Genomic DNA, 21,994 nt, shown 5'->3' with positions numbered 1-21,994 from the left:
TATTTCAGATCAAAGGCGCCAGGCTCTGGCACTCCAAATACAAAACCTCAGCTGCATAGAACGGAGTGGCTGGCTCAAGATTTAAATAGCTGCTCTTCGGATTTAATACAGCGATGGAGAAGGAGCTTCTGACTCGCGGCGTGATCAACGTGCTGAGAGAGGCGGGCTTCCTGGTCTCGTCCATGTGCGACATCAGGCCGAGGAGCTTTGATCTTGCAGCCAGGCGAGAGGAGCTGCTCCTGCTGCTCAAGATACTCTCGAACATAGACGGCCTCAACGAGCGCACAGCTCGCGAGATCACCAGACTTGCAGGCCATCTGCTCGGGCAGCCGCTGATTGTGGGTGAGAAGACCAGAGATCAGATGCTCGAGAGGGGCGCAGTCTACTTCAGGTACGGCGTTCCGACGGTGAGCCTGCCGACGCTTGCTGATTATCTGCTGGGAGGCATCCCTCCCCTGGTCTATGCGGCACATGGAGGTCTTTATGTTAAAATCGATGGGGAGATGCTCCGGAAGCTGAGGATCGAGCGTGGGATATCGATCGGCGAGCTGGCAGCGGAGCTCGGCGTTTCAAGGCGCACTGTGAGCAAGTACGAGAGCGAATCGATGGACACATCGATAGATATAGCGCTGAAGCTAGAGGAGATCTTCGATGAGGAGCTGATCCAGGCTGTGGATATCTTCAGACAGCGTTTCGTGGAGGAGGTCACTGCGGAGATCAAGGACAGCATCCTCCGGAGGCTCGTGGAGATCGGGCTTCGCGTATTTCCGATATCTCAGGCCCCCTTCAACGCGATAACGAGAGATGATGAGATGGTGGTTCTCACGGGCGTGAGCAGGCTCACCACGAGCATGGTCAAGCGTGCGAGGCTCATGAGCAGCCTTTCATCCGTCACACTCACACACTCTGCGCTCATTGTCGATGGCGAGACGAGGGTGGACAGGATAGAGAGGACCGCGGTCATAGGCCGGAAGGAGATAGAGAAAATCGATAGCAGAAAGGACTTCGCAGATCTCCTGATGATGAAGCGCGAGAGCTCCGCCTATTAGGATCACAGCGCACCGGGCGCTATTTTATCGAATATCCGGAAGGGCAGGAATCCATGCGGCTTTTTGAGAAGATCCGTGACTCAGGCAGGGTGTTTGTTGTTGCGGTCGCCGGAGATAGTGGATCTGGCAAGACAACATTCACCAGAGGCATCCGCCGGATGCTGGGCGAGGATATGGTCAGCACCTTCTCGATGGACGACTATCACAGTCTCGATCGCAGGCAGCGAAAGGCGTTGGGGATAACGCCGCTGAGACCGGAGGCAAACAGGCTCGATCTGCTGGCTGAGCATCTTGAGATGCTCCGGAGAGGGCTTCCGGTAGAAAAGCCCGTCTACGATCACTCAACCGGCGAGATCAGGGGGCCGGTCACATTCGAGCCCTCGCCTGTAATCATCGTCGAGGGCCTTCATCCCTTCTACACAGAGGAGCTCAGAGAGCTCTCGGACCTCAAGATCTTCGTCGATCCCAGCAGAGCTGTGAAGAGGAGATGGAAGCTCCGGAGGGATGTGGGGGAGCGGGGCTATGATCCGGAGGATGTGATGAGGGAGATCCTGGAGAGGGAGCCGGACTACAAGCTCTACGTGGATGTGCAGAAGGTCTATGCGGAGATGGTGATAAAGATCCAGGACTCGAGGATCCCTCCGGAGTGGACGGATATCGCGAGGGGCTCTGGCCGTGAGAAGTACTCGGTGCGGATCATCCAGCAGATTCTGGATCAGCCCTTGGACGAGGTCGATCTCACCATAGACCTGAGCAGGATAATGCGGCTGACAGAGCGTGAGTTCTCGATAGAGTTCCAGAGGGATGACTACTACGGTAAGAGGGTGGGGGTCATGACCCTAGATGGCGAGTTTCCCCTTACCATGATCAAAGACCTGGAGAGGAAGCTCTGCAACTTTTTAGGCAGAGACGTGCCCTCTGTGGCAGAAGGAATCCATGAGGATCAGGCATGCTATGTCAATGCGACCGAGATGGCCCAGCTCATCCTGATATGGAGGTTCCTGGAGAAGATCGCGAATCTCTCCTGAATCAGCACCATCTCTCATAGCAAACAATCTCTTCCATGGCCTTTCTCGGCCTTGGCGCGGGGTCCTCCGCAGGGTATCCGAGAGGGAGGAGCGCGACGACGCGGATGCTCTCCGGCACCTCCAGAATCTCCTTGACCCTGTCCTCGTAGAATGCGCCGATCCAGCACGTCCCGAGACCGAGCTCTGTCGCCTCAAGCGTCATGTGGTCGAGTGCGATTGACACGTCTATGGTGTAGGTGTGCTGGCCGCATGTCATCACGTATTTCGTCTCTGTGCCGCAGGCAGCTATGACCACAGGCGCCTCTGCGATGAACTGCTGGTTCTTGGCGGCCTCAGCAAGCCTCCTGCGCCTCTCCGGATCCCTCACAACTATGAACTTCCAGTCCTGGAGGTTCTTTGCAGACGGGGCAAGCCTTCCGGCCTCAAGTATGCGATTGAGCTTCTCCTCCTCCACCGGCCTGTCCTGGTATCTCCTTATGCTCCTCCTCTTTCTTATGGCCTCGATCACATCCATGCAAGCGCCTCCTTCTTTATGATCTTCTCCTGAGCTCCCTCTCGAGCTCCACACCCTTCTCTGTAAGGCGCCATGCGCCAGCCGACTCCTCGATCAGACCCCTCTCGTTCAGATCCTGGAGCACCTTTTTTATAGCAGGCGGCGTTATCCTCTCGATCTTTGCGATCTTCTCGGCGCTCATCGGGCCCTTCGATCCAAGAACCTGTATCACGCGCTCCCTCTGACTGTTCCCCAGAACGAATCCCATCAGCTCGTCCATTCTGCATACCTCTGCGATAGCTTTATTGCTTCCAATATCTTAATAGATTGTGGCGGGTTAGTCCGGGTGGTTCGGCGTCACCTGTAACCCGAAATCGCCGATATGCGGGGGACGAAGCTGGTGGGCGACTTTATGCGCCGTGTATTCAGCCCATCTGCGTACAATGATTCTCCGTTCTGTAGGGACGGCATCGGTCAGGGGGTCAGCCGGAGGGCGGGCTCGCTGGCCCTAACTGCAGGCACCGGTTCAGGCCCGGAAGGGAGCAGACCCACTGCGGGTAACCGTCGCTTACAGGATCGCGGGGAGGAGAAAGCGGGTGGATCAGCTGGTACGCGGTGCTTCTGGCAACCGCCAGCGCACCCGCCAGAAATGATTATCTACTGCGATATGTGCCTTCGGCTGTAGCTCTGAGAGCATTGCATCTATGTAAAGACCAAATGTTCATTTTTTACATTGGCTGCAGCAACCATTTGAATGTAAATGATTCCAGCATTGGGCAGATTATTAGCAGCAGTGGAGCTCACTCATCGAAAAGTATATATACTATTAAATCCGAGAAACAAACGATCTATTATGTCGCTAGCCTCAACTGTAATGGTGAAACTGTACACCAAAATACGTTCGAGGATATAGCGGCGCCCTTCTTTGAGCTTCACACTTAGCTCTGCATATATTTATCGAATCCCATATTAATAATATTAATTAAATATAAGGAGGTGACTGGCTTTGAATCGCACTACAAAGCTGCTGATGCTGTCTGATATCCTCGTGCTCACAGGGCTCGGCCTGATACAGCCCATACTGGCGATATTCATAAACGATGGCGTTGCGGGTGGCAGCGTCCTGTCTGCGGGCATAGCGAGCACGCTCTTCCTGGTTACAAAATCACTGGTCCAGCTGCCCTTCGGGATGTACATCGACAGGGTGAATAACAAGAGCAGGTGGCTCCTCATAGGCACATCAATTGTGGCGTGCGTGCCTGTCATGTACATATTCATAGACAGCATACATCAGGTATACATCGCAGAGATCATCAATGGCATCGGGAGCGGTCTCGCGTATCCGGCCTGGATAGCCCTCTGGAGCGCAAATGTTGAGAGGGGCAGCGAGGGGTTCGAGTGGTCTCTGTACTCCACATCCACAGGGCTCGGTACAGCGTTCACAGCAGCTGTCGGTGCGGCCATAGCCAGCATGCTCGGGTTCACTGCCACCTTCATATTCACAAGCATGATGTGCCTGATGGGATCAGGGATAATACTGATGCTCGACCGGGAGGAGCGCGTGGCAGTAAAACCATTCGCTTCGGCCACTCCTCTCTGACGGCTGGAGTTTTCTCCCTCACTGCGACTGCTGGTTGGTATCTTTAAGGCTAAAACAGCCAGGATCCAAAGAGGATCCCAAAATTGATAAATCCTGGGGAAATCTTCACTTTGGCGATGAAAGTCTGCGAGAGATGCGGCGGGCAGGGATTCATGATCGTCGGCGAACGTACCTGCCCAAACTGCGATGGGACCGGTAAGACTGAGTCCATAACACTGACCGAGGCTAAGGATGCTGACATAGCGAGCCTGCTCCAGGAGGGCTCAGCGAGGTGCGCGGTCTGCAACGGGACCGGCAGAATACCCGTAACAGAGGCATGTGAGGCATGCGGCGGCCTCGGCAGAGAGTACAGATGTCTTGTGTGCGGAGCCAAGCTGGACTCGAAGGCGGATCTGTGTGAGAGATGCTCACGCACCCCTCTCGTATACATCCTTGATAAGGCGTGCGATACAGCCGATCTCGTGGTCGGGAGCATATACGAGGGGAGCGTATCCGGTCTGGCGAGCTTTGGCGCCTTTGTGGACCTGAACGAAAACATGCGCGGCCTTGCGCACAACAGGTATCTCAGATTCAGGCCTGAGGTCGGTGAGAAGCTCTTCGTCCGGGTGAAGAACATCGCACCCAACGGCAACATAGAGCTCGAGCCCGTCGAGCTGAAGGAGTACCATGTGATTACCGTGGAGAAGGATCTGCCGCTCACAAAGACATCAGATCTGCAAAAGCACCTCGGAAAGGTCGTGTGCATCAAGGGCGAGGTGATCCAGGTAAAGCAGACAGCCGGCCCGACGATATTCACAATCGCAGACGACAGCGGCACGGTATCATGCGCTGCTTTCGAGCGGGCGGGCGTTCGAGCATATCCGGAGATCCAGGGGGATATGGTCGTCAAGGTCATCGGCGAGCCGACGATGAGGAACGGCCAGATGCAGATAGAGATCCGCTCGATGAAGCAGCTCTTTGGCGGTGAGGCCACGAAGGTCAGGGAGGAGATCGAGCGGGCGATAGACAGGAGAGCGGAGCCGTTTGATCCGCCACTGCTTATAGAGAGCGAGGTGCTCGAGAGGCTCAGGCCCAGGATGAGGGCGGTCGCCAAGGAGATCCGGAGGGCGATATTCAAGTCGAAGCCTATAGTTATAAGACACCATGCCGATGCGGATGGCATCTCAGCTGCTGTTGCGATAGAGACAGCGATACTTCCTCTGATGAAAGAGGTCGGCGGGCCGGATGCAGAGTACTACAGCTACAGGCGGGCCCCCTCTAAGGCGCCATTCTACGAGCTTGAGGACGTCACGAAGGATCTCAGCTACGCGCTTGAGGATCAGGCTAGGTACGGGCAGAAGATGCCGCTCATAGTTCTCATGGACAACGGCTCCACAGAGGAGGACGTGCCCGCGATGAAGCACGCCCAGGTCTACGGCCTGGAGATGGTCGTGGTCGATCATCACCATCCGAACGATGTCGTCGATCAGTATCTCATCGCCCATGTGAACCCGGCGCATGAAGGCGGTGACTTCGGCATCACAACAGGAATGCTGGGTGTTGAGATCGCCCGCATGATCAATCCTGATGTGGAGAACAAGATCAAGCATCTCGCAGCTGTCTCTGCGGTTGGTGACAGAAGCGAGGCTCCGGAGGCGGAGAAGTACATCAAGCTCGTAGAGGACAGGTTCAGGGTGGAGGATCTCAAGAAGATCGCTCTTGCTCTCGATTATGAGGCTTTCTGGCTCAGGTTCAATGAGGGGCGCGGCCTGATAAGCGATATACTCTGTCTTGGCAGACTGGACAGGCACCGCAGGATTGTGGATCTGCTCTGCGATCAGGCGAATGCAGCCATCGAGGATCAGCTCAGGGCGAGCATGGGCAACGTGAAGAGCACGAAGCTGCCGAACGGTGCGATAATGAATGTGATAGACGTGGAGAACTACGCGCACAAGTTCACATTCCCTCCGCCAGGGAAGACATCCGGAGAGATCCACGACAGGATGTGCAAAAAGTATGATGGGAAGCCGGTTGTCACGATAGGATACGGTCCGGACTTCGCGGTTCTGAGGAGCAGGGGGGTGAAGATGAACATACCGCAGATCGTCAGAGAGCTGATGGAGGAGATCCCGAACGGAGGCGTGAGCGGAGGGGGGCACCTGGTCGTCGGCTCGATCAAGTTCGTGGGCGGAATGCGGAAGGAGGTCCTGGCAAAGCTCGCGGAGAAGATCGGAAGCTGCGAGGTGGAGGAGGTCCCGCCATCTGCAGCATAGTTCGTGCGGCACTGTCTCTTCGTGATGCACTGTTTCCATAATAACGCCCGTCGCTCATATCCATCTGATTACTTGCCATGGGTACAGGTTCTGCGGTGCGCCCCTGGCGAATGGATGAGCGTTACCAGCGGCCAGTTTGCATCCATCCAAGTTGTCAATCGCCCTAAAAGCGACGCCCGCTTCTCCGATCAGCCCTGAGGAAAGGGCTGGCATCAGCCGGGTGTGAGGATGTGAACGTTCCCCACACGCACCCTTTCAAGTCCAGCTCTTCTCGCAGCGTCTGAGCACCGCATGGCCATCGATCTCTGAGTGAACGGCAGATCTCTCATGTGGAACTGCGGATGGAACGCTAGCAGCGTGTATGGGATTCCTGTATTGAGGGATGCCAGGAACTCCGCTATCGCTCTTACCTCCTCCTCGTCGATGTATCCCGGGACCAGAAGCGTGCTCGCGATAACAAGCGGCGGGTCCTCTCTCTCATTCATCCTCTCTGCAGCTGCAGATATGTTCTCCAGGGTTCTCCTGTTCGAGACCCCTGTCAGAGCCCTGTGAAGGTTCTCATCCATCGCCTTGAGGTCGAACTTGACGCATCCACCACTGATGAGGGAGAGCTCGAGCATATCTTCGAGAAGATGGCGATTCATGGATCCGTTTGTCTCCCAGCAGATCCGCAGGATACCCTCCCTTCTCGCCTCGAGGGCCATTCTGGATGCCCTCAGAGCGAACGGCAGCTGCGGTGTGGGATCGCCGCCGAAGTAGCAGATGCACGAAGTTCGTTCATCTACACTCTTTACCAGCTCGACGACATCGGTCGTCCATGGGCGGAGCGTCTCAGCTCTGAACTGCCAGTTCTGGCAGTAGAGGCAGTTGAATGTACATGCATGGAAGAATACTGCCAGGTTCATGTATCCGATCTCAGGGCCATTTGAATGCGCATACTTTGGATATCCGGCGCCCGTACCGCCTGCACAGACCCAGTCAGCTACGCAGTTTGTCGGGAGCGGATCGTGGTACCATGAGAGCTTTCCCTGTGCAGGAGTGACGCCCACCAGCTCTCCATCGATATTCTTCCGCAGACCACAGTAGCCCATGCCGCCGGGAGGAATTCTGCATTCATTTGCACATATGCTGCACTGAATGCCATCCGGATCTCTGGGCACCTCCTCTGGCAGACCATACGCAGCCCTGCTTCTTCTGTGCGCCATCATCGCCATCTCTAGGGATTCCTCTGGCCGTGATCTTATGCAGCTCAGGCATACCCTCAGCTCCCCGGAAATCAGGCTCGAGGTCTTTCCACATAAAGAACAGCGTGCCATCGCATCTCCGGCGCATCATGTTGATCATCATAGTATATTATGATTGGTATCGGCATGTGCTTTATAGGAACTCAGGCAGAAGACCCATCGAGGGAATTGGAGGAGGCCTCTCATCGATTGATCCGCATATCAGCGCGGTCTCGGCTCATGATGGAGATCAGCCTATCACAGTCATGCAGCTGTGTTGAATAACAAATAGCTCTGGGGTCGTATGCTATCGATTTTTGCCAGAGTTTGAACCTGCATGAATTCATCCTCTGCTATCAGATCCTCACACATTATCCAACACGGCAGAGTCATGCAGTGTTGTGTTGAATGATTAAGAGCTCTAAGGTCGATAGCTATCGATTTTTACTAGAATTGAAATTCGTATGAATCGGGCCTCTGCTATCGGATTCTCAAACATTATTCAACACAGCATCATGCAGAAAAAATTTTTATATCTGTAAAGAATATCTGTTTCTCATGGATGATCTTGTGCTGAGCTATCAGATGCTGATAAAGGCGGTGGGCAATGCAACTGGAGCCAGCAGCTCAATATATCCAAATGATTATAGTTATATTGCAATACCCATGAGGGCGGTCAGAGCTGTGCTGAGCGCTTTCAGGCCGGAGCCGCATGGATCAGACCCATCTGGAGACATCAGCGCAAGAAGGCTCTGGTACATGTTCAGGGAGTATAACCCGAGATGTGCATGCTCTCTAATACGCCTCTCCTCTCCGAGGTCGATGGATATCGTGGGGGTTGTGACAGAGGAGGATGTATCGTACGCTCTTCCTTCCCGTAGGCTTGGGAATGAGATAATGCGGGTTGATCGGATGCTCGACGACATCGCTGAGAACGCGGGAAATCTATGGAGCATCGATATCTCTGCATCAGGTGCATCAGAGAAGGGGCGCGCTGAGGCGCTTGAAGAAGATGGCGGCATAGAGATGACACTGATCGAGCCGCTGACGAAGCAGATCTTCAAGAGGAGCTGGGGCGGGACTTTCGGCATGGAGGACTGGCCCGTATCAAGCATAAAGGCTTTTGCCGTCTGGTTTTAGGTAACAGATGTACAGATTCTCGTCTCCATAAGAGATCAGCTTCCAAGCGCCGATGATGACATCAGGTCTCTGAAATATGATGAGCCCTATGAGTTCTGAGGCGCATTCTGCTCTTACCAACTCGCCTTACCAACTCGCAAACAGGCTATGGAATCATTCGAGGATTAATATAGCCAAAGCAATCTAGAAACACCATCAGCAATCCACTGCAAGAAGCGCTCCTTAAGTTTCCGGTATCAAAATAGCACTGGCTTCGGGCCATCTTTCATCCTTCTGGCACGCCTATGCTCTCGCATGCTTTTCATCCAGATGGGTGAGCTTGCGTCATGGTTCTCTCCAGCAGCATGCCAATTAGTTTTCCTGGCAGGATCCTATTCTTGATCTGCGCCTTTATCTTCGGTGCAGATCTCTCCGCTCACGAAATCGTTGCCGACCCGCCTCAGCTCACAGACGATCTTTCCGTCCACCAGTCTCAGTATGCGATCTGTCATCTCCGCCATCTCCATATCGTGCGTCACGAGGATGAATGTCTGGTTGATCCTCTTGTTCAGGTCCCGAAGCATGTCGTAGATCATCCTCGATGTCTTTGTGTCCAGGTTGCCGGTGAGCTCATCTCCTATCACGATCGATGGCCTGTTCGCCAGGGCCCTCGCGACCGCAACCCGCTGGTTCTGCCCACCGCTGAGCTGGCTTGGCTTGTGGTCCAGCCGGTCTCCGAGACCAACCTCCTTGAGCAGAGCAGTCGCCCGGTTGCGCGCCTCTTTTCGCTCTACCCCTGCTATGAGCATGGGCATCATCACGTTCTCGAGTGCAGTGAACTCGGGTAAGAGATGGTGATACTGGAAGACGAATCCAAGCTCTCTGTTTCTCAGCCTCGCCCGCTCATTCGCGCTGATCTTCGTGACGTCGATTTCCTTCAGCAGTATCGTTCCGCTTGTTGGGGTGTCGAGGAGGCCTATCATGTTCAGAAGCGTTGACTTTCCGGATCCGCTTGGTCCAACTATCGCCAGAAACTCCCCCTCTTTTATCGTGAGATTTATGCGATCCAGAGCCACCACCTCCACGCCATCCCTGTATATCTTGGTCAGATCTCTTATCTCTATGATGTTTCTGTTGCCACTTCTATCTATCACCGGATCCATGGATCGTATCACGCTCCTCATGGAGGTGAACTGTTAGATTTTATCCAGAATCTCAGGCCAGACTGCTCCAGCTGCGAACAGCTGGGCATTTCGTGTTTCATCTTCCGAGAACCATCGGATTGGGCCGAGTTTTCGGGATCGTTGGAGTCACATCTCCATAGTTTAACGCCAGCTCATCTGTGTGAGCCTCCGTGTTATCCTCACGTCTTTTTGCATTTACTGTCGCATGAGTGGGGCCCACAGAGCTGCATGGCGCGAGATGGTTGGATCCGTGCCTCTTGTTTAATTCGATCCGGGACAAAGCGAGCATGGGCATCGGAATGATTGAGCATTCGGATTTCATGCCTTAGCATCTCGGGGACGCCTGAGGTTCAATCTGAGCTCGAACGAATTGAACACCAGATCTGCATCCTTTGGATCCATCCACTCCAGGCCGGTTTTCAGGATCTCCTCCCTCGAAAGCAGGTCATCGTATGCGCCAACCTTCAGCCCTCTGCTCTTCAGGAGCTTCGCAAGCGCGAGGTTCCTGCTGTGGTGGAGTTCCTTTGCGCCCTGGCGGTATGTGATTCCATGGATGCAGATCCTGATCTCAGCCAGTGGTTTATCTATACGCATGCAACCATCAATTATACGATCCATCCAGTAGCGGATCATGCTGTCGTTCAGCTCTCTGGCGGTCCTGAGCATGATCGCATCATCGGCACGCTCTCTTCTCACCATCTCATTTATGAGAAACCAGGGATAGACCGGGATGCAGTGCCCGCCTACGCCTGTCGATGGCATGTGTATGTGACAGTACTCGTGGTTAGCATGCTCCCTGGCTTCGTAGAAATCGATGCCAAGCTCCTCTGAGATTCTGAAGAGCTCGTTCGCGAGTGCGATGTTGACGTCCCTGTAGCAGCCCTCCATGACCTTTATCATCTCTGCGACCCTTGCAGATGATACCAGCCTGAGATTTGGTATGAACCTCCTGTAAACGTCGTAGGCGACGATGCCGCTCCTCTCATCCACCCCCCCAATGACCTTCGGGAACTCCCTGAGCCTGGATATGCTGCATCCTGTCATTATCCTCTCCGGGGAGTGTGCGAGATAGAACTGGCCGAGCCTGAGACCGCTGCTCTCCTCCAGCCATCTGAGCGCTGGACCCTCTGTTGTCCCGGGCGGCACGGTCGTCTCCAGGACCACGAGATCTCCCTGCTTCAGTATGCCCCCGAGACTCCTGAACGCGCTCTCAAGCGTCCTGAAGTCCGGATTGTGGTTCTCGTCGATGAAGAGCGGAACTATTACTATGAATACACCGCATGAGGATGCATCTCTGTACTCTGTCGTTGCGATGATCCCCTGCCCGCCGTGTCTCGATATCAGCTCGTCGAGTCCGGACTCTTGGGGTATGGGGTTCTTCCCGCTGTTTATGAGGTCGCATCTCCTCCTGTCTATATCAACGCCCACGACCGGAATCCCATGGTCTGCTATTACTGCTGCAAGAGGAAGCCCTGCATTACCAAGGCCCACAACAGCGATCTTCAGGATCATCCCTCCGAGGTTATGCGTACAGTCTCCCCGCAGTCGCAGAGGTACTCTTTAACGCCATCATCTCTTACGAGCCTCTCCAGGCGTCTGCCGCATCTGCAGACATATCCACGCAGCACGGCTGGGTTTCCGTAAACCAGACCGTATGGGGGGACGTCATCTGTGACAACGCTGCCCGCCCCGACCATGGCGTACTCCCCTATGGTTATGCCGCAGATTATCGTCGCATTCGCGCCTATGCTTGCACCCCTGCAGACCTTTGTTGGCACTACCATCTCCTCCGACCAGTTGAACGCTCTTGGATACAGATCGTTTGTGAAAACTGCTGAAGGGCCTATGAAAACATCATCCTCGATATCGACTCCGTGATAAACAGAGACGAAGTTCTGGATCTTCACGTTATCTCCGATCCTGACATCCCTGTCTATGTAAACGCTCTTCCCGATGTTGCAGTTCTTCCCGATCCTCGCCCCCTCCCTGATGTGGGCGAAGTGCCATATGCTCGTGCCGTCCCCGATATCGGCGCTCTCGACCACTGCAGTCGGGTGCTTCCTGTAGCTCATACCAGACCCCTCGATATCTCAGCGCATACCTTCATGTTTCTGAATGCCTGCTCAGGAGTTACAGGAAACTCGGATCTGCCAATGACAGCATCCAGAAACGCCCGCAGCTCGACCTTGAGCGGCTCAACCTTGCTCACGAGCACCTTCTCGATTATGTTCTCCTGGAGGTATCTCTCTTCCTCCTTGAGGTACTTATCAGGCTTTCTGTAGATGTATACCTCCTGGGTCATGAAGTCGCCCTCTGTTGTCACACCCTCCTCCTCGACGTAGAAAGTCCTGAATTTCTTAGAGGACATGCGGCTCGCTGACAGGGAGACAATCGACGAGCCGAATCGTATCAGTGCCTCGCATACGTTCCTCGTGCCAGCGCTGCTTATACTGTAATCCTCCCTTTCCGGGAAGAGCACGTTGAAGACTATATCGATATCGTGGATCATCAGGTCCTCGACGACCGATGAATCGGTGATCCTCGACGAGCTGGGATTGTGCCTCTTTATCTCAACATATACGGGCGACGTGATTATCCTTTTAATCTCCTTCACTATCGGATTGAAGCGCTCGATGTGCCCGACGCCCACCACCAGATCCTTATCACGAATTGCACTTAAAAGCGCATCCGCTTCATCTAACTTGAGCGTCATTGGCTTCTCTATGAGACAGTGGACTCCTGCCTCTATCACACGCATGGCAACATCGTAATGATACTTTGTGGGGACACAGATGGAGACGGCCTCAGATGCATCGAGAAGCTCATCGATGCTGCGGCATATCGTCGCATACTCCCTCGCAGCCTCAGCGTTTTTCTCCACAGAATCGTAGACGTAGAGGTTCTCCACCCCCTTCAGCTCAGAGTAAACGCGCACATGATTGCGACCCATCGAGCCGACGCCTATTACTCCCACATCCATCGGATCACCCTGCGCTGTTCACCGCATCCGCGATTCTCTTCAGCTCTTCATTGCTGAGCCCTGGATGCACCGGAACGCTTATCACTCTTCTCGAGACGTCTTCAGCAACCGGACAGCGCGATCCGATCCCGAGCTGCCTGTACAGAGGCTGCTCATAAACAGGCATCGGGTAATGTACGCCTGTACCGATACCTCTCGACTGGAGATGGCTGGAAAGCGCATCACGGCTCATCGGGAAGTCATCCTCGACCCTGAGAACGTACTGGTTGTAAACATGCTTGCACCTGGGATCCCTCCATGGAGTTGTTATGCCGTCTCTGCTTATGTGCAAGCTGAGATACTCTGCATTCCTTATCCTGGCATTTATGAATTCATCCAGCTTTCCGAGCTGAACAAGGCCTATCGCGCCCTGGATGTTCGTCATTCTGTAGTTGTATCCGAGCATCACGTGGTTGTACTTCCCGAGGTCGCCGTGGTTCCTCAGAAGTCTCACGCGCTCTGCAAGCGCATCGTCATCTGTTGTTATCATCCCACCCTCTCCGGTGGTCATGTTCTTCGTCGGGTAGAATGAGAAGCATCCTGTGCCGAATCCCCCCACCCGCTTTCCATCGTACTCAGCGCCATGCGCCTGTGCGCAGTCTTCTATGAGGATGAGGTTGTGATCCTCGCATATCTCTCCGATGGCCTTAACATCGAACGGCTGGCCGTAGAGGTGCACCCCAATGATCGCTTTTGTGTTGCGGTTCACCCTCTCCAGAACATCCCCCGGATCTATGTTGAACGTCCTGGGATCAACATCCGCAAAGATGGGCATGAGCCCCTGGTAAAGAACTGCGTTTGATGTAGCGATGAATGTGAACGCCGGGCATATCACCTCGTCTCCGGGTTTGAGACCGAACGCCTTGAGCGCGAGATCCAGCGCCACGGTGCCGTTGCTCACAGCGACCGAGTTTCTCACTCCGATGTATGATGAGAACATCTCCTCAAATCGCCTGACCAGCTCCCCTTGAACAAGCATGCCAGACCTGATCACCTCGGATACAGCCTCTATCTCCTCGTCGCCCAGGAGCGGCCTGGCAATCGGGATGAAATCCATTACTCAGATCTCCTCTTTATCTTATTCGAATCTTCCACAGGAAGCTTGGAGTATGAATGTTTCGCTAATATTGCTGTGTTGAATAATGTTTGAGAATCCGATAGCAGAGGCCGAATTCATGCAGATTCAAATTCTGGCAAAAACCGATAGCATCCGACCCCAGAGATATTTGTTATTCAACACAGCAGTTAATATGATATATCCGTAGACCCAACGGTCAGATCGTATGTCAGAGGATCAGCGGGCTGAGGCTGGCAGCAGAAATGTCCTCTTCATAGGGCTGGTCAGCCTGTTAAACGACACCAGCAGCGAGATCATACAGCCGATCATGCCCCTCTTCATAACATCACTGGGTGGTGGTGCGATCGCTGTGGGGCTGGTGGGAGGTCTCAGCGAGGGAATTCCGAGCATGCTGAAGATACTCTCAGGATACGCGGGTGACATAACAGGGAAAAGGAAGACTTTAGTCGTAGCGGGCTATGGTCTCTCTGCGGTGGCCAAGACGCTTCTGCCCTTATCCGGAACATGGCAGCATGTTGTCCTGCTTAAAAGCGTCGAGCGATGCGGCAAGGGTGTGAGGGCAGCGCCAAAGGATGCAATCATCTCGGGATCTGTCGAGTCCTCACATATGGGAAGGGGTTTCGGCACGGTGAGAGCGCTTGACACATTCGGAGCGGTGCTGGGATCAGGTCTCGCTTATCTCCTCTGGAGCGCGGGGCTGAGCTTCAGGCAGATCCTGGCTGTGGCCGCAGCGCTCTCACTGATGGCATTTATCCCCCTCATCTATGTCAGGGATGTACGGAGATCTCCGATGGCAATCATCAGACCAGGCATCTCCTCTTTGCCGCTGCGACTCAGGTGGTTCGTCCTCGTGGCATCCATATTCTCGCTTGCGAACTTCAGCTACATGTTCTTCATGCTCAGGGCACAGGAGCTCTTCGTTGGCTCCCTGGCAGTTGGAGCTCCTCTTCTGCTTTACATCCTGTATAACATCGTCTACTCGGGGATGGCCATACCAAGCGGTGTGGTATCCGATCTCGTAGGAAGAAGATGGACGCTTGCAATCGGCTACGCGTTATTCTCGTTGGTGGCACTCGGGTTCGCCTTCGTATCCTCTACAGGGTGGCTCGTGCTGCTCTTCGTCATGTATGGTCTTGTATTCGCGATTGTCGATGGAGCGCAGAGCGCATACGTCTCGGATCTGAGCTGTGATGAGGTGAGATGCACAGCACTGGGCGTCTATCATGGAATGGTTGGAATCGCATCGATAGCGTCCGGCCTGATCGCCGGCTCGATATGGCAGGCATTCGGCCCGGATGCTACGTTTCTCTTCGGCGCTCTGATGGCCGCAGCTGCTTCATTCTGTATGGTTCTCGGAGAGATGATGCTGCGGGGGAGATCTGAGGGAGTTCGAGCATGATTCAAGGCGCTCCATCATTAGTTCCTGCTTTTGGGCAACTTTAGCAGATGGTCTTGGGCCCGGAGCGCCGGATGTGCTTTCAGGAATCAGCGTACATGGGCAAAATGCCGCATGAAGCAGTCGCATGCAACAGATCTTGATGCGAGATCACGACCATGCAGTATGTGCCTGACAAAATCTTCCCAGGAGATCGGAAGACGAGATCCCCAAGTTTAAAATACTTTGAGGTTGCAGGGGGAAGCGTGCGGTCCTGTTGCGTTCCCACCCTGGCTCGAGAAGACCATAACTTCATGTCACACATTGGCTTTTTCGAGAGTCTGGAGCAGCTCATAATTTCGATTTTATTCACGAATAATATGTGTTACTGATAGCAATTATACAGGAGGAGGGAGGGACAGCCTCTGGAGCAAGCTGCTCCAGAGGCTGAAAAAGTTCAGCAAGGGCGTGGTTATCTGTTCGAGACGTTCATAGCGTTCCGATATATCAGAAGCCGGAGGCGTCAGACTGCTCTTTCTGTGCTGGCAATCGGGCTGGCGGTGGCTGTCAGTGTGACCTCTGTATCGCTCCAGGCTGGCTTTCAGGAGTACCTCCTAGACATTATCGTAAAGGACCTCGCGCATGTCAGCGTGAGCCCGAAGGAGGGTGAGGGGTACATCTACCTCTACAGGACGCTAATGGAGAGGATATGGCAGCTTGAGGGCGTTACCGCAGTCTCTCCTCGCCTGAGCGCAGCCGCATCGCTCTCGCACAAGAACAACGTCGAGAACGTCATTCTCATTGGCGTTATACCATCAGAGATGGAAAGGATCTATCCGAGCATCTCAGAGCGCATGATTTATGGAGATCTCCAGTCGATCCAGCAGGAGAACAGGATAGTGATATCGACGAAGCTCGCCGAGAAGCTGGATGTGGAGCTGGGAGATACTTTGGACGCGAGGTTCCCGGACGCTAATCCCCTAAACCTCATGATCGCCGGGATATTCGATCCGCCGCAGGGCTTTCCTGAGGAGATGACATTCGTCTCTCTCCGCACAGCCAGAAACTTCCTGGGTGAGGGGGATGTCATAAACGGCATAGATATCAAGCTCGAGGACATATACATGGCGGATCGGGTCAGCAGGGAGATCTCTGCGACTGGCTACAAGGCAGAGAGCTGGCAGCAGCTTTACCCGGAGATCCTCAGGACCATTGCGATAGAGAACTTTGAGAACAACATCATCATGCTTCTGATAATGATCATCGCGGCCTTCGGGATAGCGAGCGTGATGTACATGCTTGTTCTCGAGAAGACATCTGAGATAGGCATGCTCATGGCTGAGGGAGCAACAGAGGCGATGATACGCAACATATTCCTCATCCAGAGCACTGTTCTGGGGCTCATAGGTGGCATCTGCGGCGCTGCAGGAGGCGTGGCTCTCTCTCTTTATCTCAAAGGCATGGGGTTCGAGGTCGAGGCACCCGGCTGGGAGGAGTTCGTGCTGCCTGTGGTGATAGACCCCTGGAAAATCCTGGTCATAGTGCTTGCCGCGGTCCTACTGAGCCTGGCCGCGGGCGTGTATCCCGCGCACAAGGCATCGAAGCTCGATCCTGTGATCGCCCTGCGTGGATGAGCGAGATGTTTGAGCACATCATTGCATCCCATCACATCGTCAGAAACCCCAGGATGGCGTTCTTCACTGTGCTTTCTGTAGCTCTGGCTGTGGCGATCATCGTCGTCATGATGGGCCTGATGGGCGGTTTCAGGGAGGAGATCATGAGCACAACCATCGAGAACAATCCTCATGTTGTGATCGAGCCGAAGGAGGGCGAGAACGAGATACACCTCTACAGAACGCTCTCTGCCGCAGTATGGGCGTACCCTGGGGTTGAGGCGGTCTCCCCCAGACTGCGTGGGAAGGCGGTCGTCAAGCACAGGGACAGGGCAAGGGGTGTGGAGGTGATCGGGGTCAGGGCAGCAGATGAGGAGCCTCTGATGAGGGTTGAGAGGGACCTGATCGAGGGGAGTTTCAGTGAGCTGGAGCTGAGCAGGTACTCAGCTGTTATCGGCAGCAGGCTTGCTGAGGAGATAAGAGCTTCAAGCGGCGACAGGATAGAGCTGGTCAGGCAGAACAGATCCATCAGTCTAAAGGTCGCAGGCATCATAGAGACCGGCACAGCAAGCGACAAAACTCTTGTGTACATTCCGCTGAAGACCGCACAGGATATCCTCGGTGAGGGCGATGTCGTCTCGGAGATCTCTGTGAGGCTCTCTGACCTATACGAGGCACCGAATCTCGCAGAGGATGTCAACAGAAAAACCAGCTACAACGCCAGGAGCTGGGTTGAGATCAACCGTGATATACTGAATCTACTCGAGACGCAGTCGCGCTTTGTGGTTATCTTCTATATTCTAATATTCGCGATAGCGGGATTCGGCATAGCCAATACCATGATAATGATAATAACCCGCAGGACGAAGGAGATAGGTATACTGATGGCGATGGGCGCGACGAGGCTCTCGATAATGAAGATATTCATTCTTGAGAGCCTCATCCTCGCTCCCCCATCTGCCCTCATCGGGTGCATCCTGGCGTACATCGCAGCCAGGCTCATCATGATGTATCCGGTTGAGCTACCGAGCGAGATATACATGGTATCGAGGATGACCGTGGTGATGAAGCCTGAGTTCTTCTTGTGGGCGGTTGTCTACTCCATGGTTGTCAACCTGCTGGCGGGACTCTATCCGGCCTACAGGGCATCCAGGCTCGATCCGGTCGAGGCCATAGCATCTGAATGAAGTGATCCACTCTCCGCCCTGAAGAGCGGAGCTTCCTGCGTTTCGACTTTGTCGAAGCCCCTCGACGTCTCTCGAACTGCATCGAGAGGCATCGACGAGGTCTAAGGTCTCATGGATCTGTTTATCCAGCATCTCCACAGGCTCTACCCCTCAGTCCGAGGGTGAGTATATCCAACGCTGCATTATGATCTCGATCCAGTTTCAGCCCACAATTCTGACAGGCATTTCAGGGGCGGGTGTTGTGTTGAATAATTAAGAGCTCTAAGGTCGAGAGCTATCGATTTTTACTAGAATTGCAATTCGTACGAATCCAGCCTCTGCTATCGGATTCTCAAACATTATTCAACACAGCAGGGGCGGGGCAAAGTTTATTTACCGTAAATGCAGCTAGTTCACCGTTCGAGGTAAGAAACTATCATGGAGCTGGAGAATCTTCGATTCGGTACGGAGCTGCTGAAGCGCGGCTTCGCCAAGATGCAGAAGGGTGGAGTCATCATGGATGTCACCACCCCGGAGCAGGCCATGATCGCTGAGGAGGCCGGAGCTGTCGCAGTCATGGCCCTCCATGCGGTTCCTGCTGATATCAGGAGGATGGGCGGCGTGGCAAGGATGGCGGATCCAAAGGTGATCGAGGAGATCATAGATGCTGTGACCATTCCTGTCATGGCCAAGGTCAGGATCGGCCACTTCGTCGAGGCACAGATCCTGGAGGCGATAGGGGTGGATATGATCGACGAGTCGGAGGTTCTCACCCCTGCGGACGAGTTCCACATCGACAAGACCAAATTCAAGGTCCCATTCGTATGCGGCGCCAGGAACCTGGGGGAGGCCCTCAGGCGTATAAAGGAAGGCGCAGCCATGATACGGACCAAGGGGGAGGCGGGCACCGGTGATGTCAGCCAGGCCGTGAGGCACATGAAGATGATCATGGGCGACATAAGGAAGCTCAAGGGCATGAACAGCGAGGAGCTGACGAAGTTCGCGCGCGAGATCGAGGCCGACCCGGAGCTGGTTGCGGAGTGCGCCCGTCTCCAGCGGCTGCCTGTGGTCAATTTCGCTGCCGGTGGCATAGCAACGCCGGCAGATGCGGCTCTGATGATGCAGCTCGGTGCTGATGGTGTTTTCGTCGGCTCCGGCATATTCAAGTCCGAGAACCCGGAGGCGATGGCTGCAGCAATAGTCGAGGCTGTGCATCACTACGACGAGCCGGAGGTTCTGGCCAGGGTCTCCAGAGGTCTTGGAAGGCCGATGAAGGGCATAGACGTCACCACCCTTCAGGAAGGAGAGGCGCTGCAGGCGAGAGGATGGTGAGCCGGCTCTTCCGCAAGAGCCCGGGGCTTCTGCCCGGGAGGTAACGTGAGGAGGATAGGGGTCATAGCCCTCCAGGGAGATGTATCGGAGCACATCAGCGCCGTAGAGGCAGCAGGCGGCCAGGCTGTCGCAGTACGGCGTGCGGGCGTTATACCCACATGCTCTGGCATAGTGATGCCTGGAGGCGAGAGCACAACTATCGGCAGGCAGCTCGAGAGGACAGGAATAGCAGCTGAGATCAAGCAGGCGGCTGCAAATGATGTGCCAGTGCTCGCGACATGCGCAGGGCTCGTGCTCGCCGCGAAGGAGATCGACGCAGGCGATGTCAGACCCCTGGGGCTGATTGATATCTCTGTGGGAAGAAACGCCTTCGGCCCGCAGCGCGAGTCGTTCGAGGCTGAGATAGATGTGGCAGGATTCGACAGGCCGTACAGGGCGGTCTTCATCCGCGCGCCCGTCGTCCTGAGATGCGGAGAGGGGGTGCAGGAGATCGCGCGCTTTGGCGGCCGCACGGTCGCAGTCCGGCAGAGGAACCTCATAGGTCTTGCGTTTCATCCTGAGCTCACAGAGGATCTCCGTTTCCACAGGATGCTCTTGGAGATGGGCTGAGGTGGTCATATATTCGATGGCAGGTTTGCTGTGAAAAGCTACGATGAGATGCGCAGGGAGATGGAGGATCTCCTGAAGCGCTCTGAGCAGCTGAGAGCAGAGTCAGCATCTGCTATAGAGGAATCAGATTCGCTCCGGAAGAGGTCTGTGGATATGCGGCAGCTCGACCCGGAGCAGGCGGAGGCCCTCTGGATCGAGTCTGAAGAGCTGAGGACAAAGGCCAGGGAGCTCATGCGCGAGTCTGTGGAGCTCCGCATAAAAGCAGCTGACATTAAGCACCGTCTCGATATCCACGAGCAGATAGAGTCGATCCCGGACAAAGCGGAAAAGCTCTGGAGAAGGGCTGTTAGGGGTTAGAATCTCTGCAGGAACTCATATAGGGCCCCTTAATCTGATTCTGCTGTGTTGAACAATGTTTGAGAATCCGATAGCAGAGGCCGGATTCATACGAATTTCAATCCTAGTAAAAATCGATAGCTATCGGCCTTACAGCTCTTAATTATTCGACACAGCATCTGATTCAACCGATCTTCCGTGCTTGGATTGGATAGATCGCTGTTATCAGGGACTTATTGGCGCAGCAGATCTCATGCTGCACCTCTCTGAGATCCAGAGCCTCTCAGGAGAGTATATAATTTAAGAGGACGTTTACCTATTATCATGGCTGACATGAAAGAGGCCATGTTTTACGAGAGGCTTGAGGGCGGCGATGTCAGATGCAACCTCTGCAACCACAACTGCAGGATTCATCCTGGTCGCAGGGGCATCTGCGGTGTCAGGGAGAACATCGACGGGACCCTCTACTCGCTCGTTTATGGCAAGATTGTGGCTGAGCATGTCGATCCTGTGGAGAAAAAGCCTCTGTTCCACTTCCAGCCGGGCAGCAGGAGCTACTCGATCGCCACGGTTGGCTGCAACTTCAAGTGCAGACACTGCCAGAACGCTGATATCTCCCAGATGCCCGTGGACCGGGGCATGATCATCGGCAGCGAAAGAGCTCCCGAGGATATCGTCGCGGAGGCCCTGGAGTCTGGAGTTCAATCGATATCCTACACGTATACAGAGCCGACGATATTCTTCGAGTTTGCGCTCGATACCGCTGTTGAGGCGAAGGAGTTCGGGCTCAAGAACAACTTCGTCAGCAACGGCTACATGACTGAAGAGGCTGCGAGGGCGATTGCTCCATACCTGGACGCGATCAACATCGATCTTAAGGGCGATGATGAGTTCTACAGAAAGATATGCAGCGCCAGAGTGGAGCCCGTGAAGAGAAACATCGAGCTCTTTCCGAAGCTTGGCGTCTGGACAGAGGTAACAACTCTGGTGATTCCCGGCTACAACGACTCTGATAAACAGCTGAGGGAGATAGCCGAGTTTCTCGCAGGAGTGAGCGTCGATATGCCATGGCATGTCTCAGCCTTCCATCCCACATACAAGCTCAGAGATGCGCCGCCAACGAGCGCAGCCACGATCCGAAGGGCCATGGCTATCGGCAGAGATGCGGGCATCCGCTACATCTACGCGGGGAACATCCCTGGCGAGGGGGAGAACACGCACTGCCACAACTGCGGCGAGCTTCTGATCGAGCGTTTCGCATACCGCGTGACGCTCAACAGCATAGTCGATGGCCGGTGCCCCAGGTGCGGTACACAGATCCCGGGTGTCTGGTGATACAAGCTGCACATCTCACCGCCCAGAGGCCACATGCAGGACCTCTCGCGATGGATTTACGATCTGGCTTGTCGGGAATCAAGTTTAATGTGAGCGCATGAACAATCAGGATCGATCTTCAGTGCCGGCAAAACTAATAAAGGTAAAGACATAGATTGATTATGTGCAGCTTTGCAGAAAGAT

Annotated in this window: 20 protein-coding genes and 1 other RNA gene; 13 read left to right on the top strand and 8 right to left on the bottom strand. The window is 54.5% G+C overall.

Annotated elements, in window-relative coordinates; all coding sequences use genetic code 11:
* Nucleotides 1-113 precede the first annotated feature (113 nt).
* Nucleotides 114-1,049: a transcriptional regulator gene (locus NQU42_RS01880; RefSeq protein WP_296608586.1), complete on the top strand. Its 936-nt coding sequence runs from the start codon at nucleotides 114-116 to the stop codon at nucleotides 1,047-1,049.
* A 53-nt stretch (nucleotides 1,050-1,102) separates the two neighbouring features.
* Nucleotides 1,103-2,077: a phosphoribulokinase gene (locus NQU42_RS01875; protein WP_296608585.1), complete on the top strand. Its 975-nt coding sequence runs from the start codon at nucleotides 1,103-1,105 to the stop codon at nucleotides 2,075-2,077.
* Between the two features lies 1 nt (nucleotide 2,078).
* On the opposite strand, the gene NQU42_RS01870 is transcribed toward NQU42_RS01875, so the two are convergent.
* The gene (locus NQU42_RS01870; protein ID WP_296608583.1) at nucleotides 2,079-2,591 is read right to left on the bottom strand and encodes a nitroreductase family protein; all 513 of its coding nucleotides are present in this window, start codon (nucleotides 2,589-2,591) and stop codon (nucleotides 2,079-2,081) included.
* A 16-nt stretch (nucleotides 2,592-2,607) separates the two neighbouring features.
* Nucleotides 2,608-2,850, bottom strand: coding sequence for a transcriptional regulator (locus tag NQU42_RS01865; protein WP_296608582.1), 243 nt, complete (start codon nucleotides 2,848-2,850; stop codon nucleotides 2,608-2,610).
* A gap of 50 nt (nucleotides 2,851-2,900) precedes the next feature.
* Here NQU42_RS01865 and ffs point away from each other — a divergent pair.
* The 3 genes from ffs to NQU42_RS01850 all read left to right on the top strand — a co-directional run bounded on the left by ffs (nucleotide 2,901) and on the right by NQU42_RS01850 (nucleotide 6,422).
* Nucleotides 2,901-3,216, top strand: an RNA gene (ffs, locus tag NQU42_RS01860) — signal recognition particle sRNA.
* A gap of 360 nt (nucleotides 3,217-3,576) precedes the next feature.
* On the top strand, nucleotides 3,577-4,170 hold the full coding sequence (locus NQU42_RS01855) for an MFS transporter (RefSeq protein ID WP_296608581.1): 594 nt from the start codon (nucleotides 3,577-3,579) through the stop codon (nucleotides 4,168-4,170).
* A gap of 116 nt (nucleotides 4,171-4,286) precedes the next feature.
* Complete coding sequence (locus NQU42_RS01850; protein WP_296608579.1) at nucleotides 4,287-6,422, top strand: DHH family phosphoesterase; 2,136 nt, start codon at nucleotides 4,287-4,289, stop codon at nucleotides 6,420-6,422.
* A 212-nt stretch (nucleotides 6,423-6,634) separates the two neighbouring features.
* Here NQU42_RS01850 and NQU42_RS01845 read toward each other — a convergent pair whose 3' ends face one another.
* A complete protein-coding gene (locus NQU42_RS01845) occupies nucleotides 6,635-7,738 on the bottom strand; it encodes a radical SAM protein (protein WP_296608577.1) in 1,104 nt (367 codons plus the stop codon).
* A 465-nt stretch (nucleotides 7,739-8,203) separates the two neighbouring features.
* Here NQU42_RS01845 and NQU42_RS01840 point away from each other — a divergent pair, with 465 nt between their 5' ends.
* Nucleotides 8,204-8,785 (top strand): hypothetical protein, encoded by a 582-nt coding sequence (locus NQU42_RS01840; RefSeq protein ID WP_296608575.1) that lies wholly within the window; start codon nucleotides 8,204-8,206, stop codon nucleotides 8,783-8,785.
* A 371-nt stretch (nucleotides 8,786-9,156) separates the two neighbouring features.
* On the opposite strand, the gene NQU42_RS01835 is transcribed toward NQU42_RS01840, so the two are convergent.
* From NQU42_RS01835 to NQU42_RS01815, 5 genes are all read right to left on the bottom strand, one after another.
* Nucleotides 9,157-9,948 carry an ABC transporter ATP-binding protein gene (locus tag NQU42_RS01835; RefSeq protein WP_296608573.1) on the bottom strand — a complete coding sequence of 264 codons (792 nt, stop codon included), beginning with the start codon at nucleotides 9,946-9,948 and terminating at the stop codon, nucleotides 9,157-9,159.
* Between the two features lie 318 nt (nucleotides 9,949-10,266).
* Nucleotides 10,267-11,460 (bottom strand): nucleotide sugar dehydrogenase, encoded by a 1,194-nt coding sequence (locus NQU42_RS01830; RefSeq protein ID WP_296608571.1) that lies wholly within the window; start codon nucleotides 11,458-11,460, stop codon nucleotides 10,267-10,269.
* A complete protein-coding gene (locus NQU42_RS01825) occupies nucleotides 11,457-12,020 on the bottom strand; it encodes an acyltransferase (RefSeq protein WP_296608570.1) in 564 nt (187 codons plus the stop codon). The genes NQU42_RS01830 and NQU42_RS01825 overlap by 4 nt, the downstream gene beginning before the upstream one ends.
* The gene (locus NQU42_RS01820; RefSeq protein ID WP_296608568.1) at nucleotides 12,017-12,928 is read right to left on the bottom strand and encodes a Gfo/Idh/MocA family oxidoreductase; all 912 of its coding nucleotides are present in this window, start codon (nucleotides 12,926-12,928) and stop codon (nucleotides 12,017-12,019) included. The genes NQU42_RS01825 and NQU42_RS01820 overlap by 4 nt, the downstream gene beginning before the upstream one ends.
* A gap of 4 nt (nucleotides 12,929-12,932) precedes the next feature.
* Nucleotides 12,933-14,024, bottom strand: coding sequence for a DegT/DnrJ/EryC1/StrS family aminotransferase (locus tag NQU42_RS01815; protein WP_296608567.1), 1,092 nt, complete (start codon nucleotides 14,022-14,024; stop codon nucleotides 12,933-12,935).
* 226 nt (nucleotides 14,025-14,250) lie between these two features.
* On the opposite strand from NQU42_RS01815, the gene NQU42_RS01810 reads away from it, so the two are divergent.
* The 7 genes from NQU42_RS01810 (at nucleotide 14,251) to amrS (ending at nucleotide 21,811) form a co-directional block, all read left to right on the top strand.
* A complete protein-coding gene (locus NQU42_RS01810; protein ID WP_296608565.1) occupies nucleotides 14,251-15,444 on the top strand; it encodes an MFS transporter in 1,194 nt (397 codons plus the stop codon).
* 515 nt (nucleotides 15,445-15,959) lie between these two features.
* On the top strand, nucleotides 15,960-17,054 hold the full coding sequence (locus NQU42_RS01805; protein ID WP_296608563.1) for an FtsX-like permease family protein: 1,095 nt from the start codon (nucleotides 15,960-15,962) through the stop codon (nucleotides 17,052-17,054).
* Nucleotides 17,051-18,220, top strand: a complete 1,170-nt coding sequence (locus NQU42_RS01800; protein ID WP_296608562.1) for an ABC transporter permease — start codon at nucleotides 17,051-17,053, stop codon at nucleotides 18,218-18,220. Before NQU42_RS01805 ends, NQU42_RS01800 begins: the two co-directional genes overlap by 4 nt.
* A gap of 417 nt (nucleotides 18,221-18,637) precedes the next feature.
* Entirely contained in the window at nucleotides 18,638-19,531 is an 894-nt protein-coding gene (pdxS, locus tag NQU42_RS01795) for a pyridoxal 5'-phosphate synthase lyase subunit PdxS (RefSeq protein WP_296608560.1), read from the top strand.
* Between the two features lie 45 nt (nucleotides 19,532-19,576).
* Entirely contained in the window at nucleotides 19,577-20,140 is a 564-nt protein-coding gene (pdxT, locus tag NQU42_RS01790) for a pyridoxal 5'-phosphate synthase glutaminase subunit PdxT (protein ID WP_296608559.1), read from the top strand.
* 30 nt (nucleotides 20,141-20,170) lie between these two features.
* Nucleotides 20,171-20,497, top strand: a complete 327-nt coding sequence (locus tag NQU42_RS01785) for a hypothetical protein (RefSeq protein WP_296608557.1) — start codon at nucleotides 20,171-20,173, stop codon at nucleotides 20,495-20,497.
* 312 nt (nucleotides 20,498-20,809) lie between these two features.
* A complete protein-coding gene (amrS, locus tag NQU42_RS01780; protein ID WP_366070004.1) occupies nucleotides 20,810-21,811 on the top strand; it encodes an AmmeMemoRadiSam system radical SAM enzyme in 1,002 nt (333 codons plus the stop codon).
* Nucleotides 21,812-21,994 lie beyond the last annotated feature (183 nt).

This window comes from Methanothrix sp., from assembly GCF_024518575.1.
Lineage (GTDB): Archaea > Halobacteriota > Methanosarcinia > Methanotrichales > Methanotrichaceae > Methanothrix_B.
Note: the sequence above shows the minus strand (reverse complement) of the source record. Positions and strands in the feature narration are given on the sequence as shown.

Coding starts and splice junctions, on each gene's coding strand:
- NQU42_RS01880 (WP_296608586.1), top strand. CDS start 114: ATGGAGAAGGAGCTTCTGACTCGCGGCGTGATCAACGTGCTGAGAGAG.
- NQU42_RS01875 (WP_296608585.1), top strand. CDS start 1,103: ATGCGGCTTTTTGAGAAGATCCGTGACTCAGGCAGGGTGTTTGTTGTT.
- NQU42_RS01870 (WP_296608583.1), bottom strand. CDS start 2,591: ATGGATGTGATCGAGGCCATAAGAAAGAGGAGGAGCATAAGGAGATAC.
- NQU42_RS01865 (WP_296608582.1), bottom strand. CDS start 2,850: ATGGACGAGCTGATGGGATTCGTTCTGGGGAACAGTCAGAGGGAGCGC.
- NQU42_RS01850 (WP_296608579.1), top strand. CDS start 4,287: ATGAAAGTCTGCGAGAGATGCGGCGGGCAGGGATTCATGATCGTCGGC.
- NQU42_RS01845 (WP_296608577.1), bottom strand. CDS start 7,738: ATGGCACGCTGTTCTTTATGTGGAAAGACCTCGAGCCTGATTTCCGGG.
- NQU42_RS01840 (WP_296608575.1), top strand. CDS start 8,204: ATGGATGATCTTGTGCTGAGCTATCAGATGCTGATAAAGGCGGTGGGC.
- NQU42_RS01835 (WP_296608573.1), bottom strand. CDS start 9,948: ATGAGGAGCGTGATACGATCCATGGATCCGGTGATAGATAGAAGTGGC.
- NQU42_RS01830 (WP_296608571.1), bottom strand. CDS start 11,460: ATGATCCTGAAGATCGCTGTTGTGGGCCTTGGTAATGCAGGGCTTCCT.
- NQU42_RS01825 (WP_296608570.1), bottom strand. CDS start 12,020: ATGAGCTACAGGAAGCACCCGACTGCAGTGGTCGAGAGCGCCGATATC.
- NQU42_RS01820 (WP_296608568.1), bottom strand. CDS start 12,928: ATGGATGTGGGAGTAATAGGCGTCGGCTCGATGGGTCGCAATCATGTG.
- NQU42_RS01815 (WP_296608567.1), bottom strand. CDS start 14,024: ATGGATTTCATCCCGATTGCCAGGCCGCTCCTGGGCGACGAGGAGATA.
- NQU42_RS01810 (WP_296608565.1), top strand. CDS start 14,251: ATGTCAGAGGATCAGCGGGCTGAGGCTGGCAGCAGAAATGTCCTCTTC.
- NQU42_RS01800 (WP_296608562.1), top strand. CDS start 17,051: ATGAGCGAGATGTTTGAGCACATCATTGCATCCCATCACATCGTCAGA.
- pdxS (WP_296608560.1), top strand. CDS start 18,638: ATGGAGCTGGAGAATCTTCGATTCGGTACGGAGCTGCTGAAGCGCGGC.
- amrS (WP_366070004.1), top strand. CDS start 20,810: ATGAAAGAGGCCATGTTTTACGAGAGGCTTGAGGGCGGCGATGTCAGA.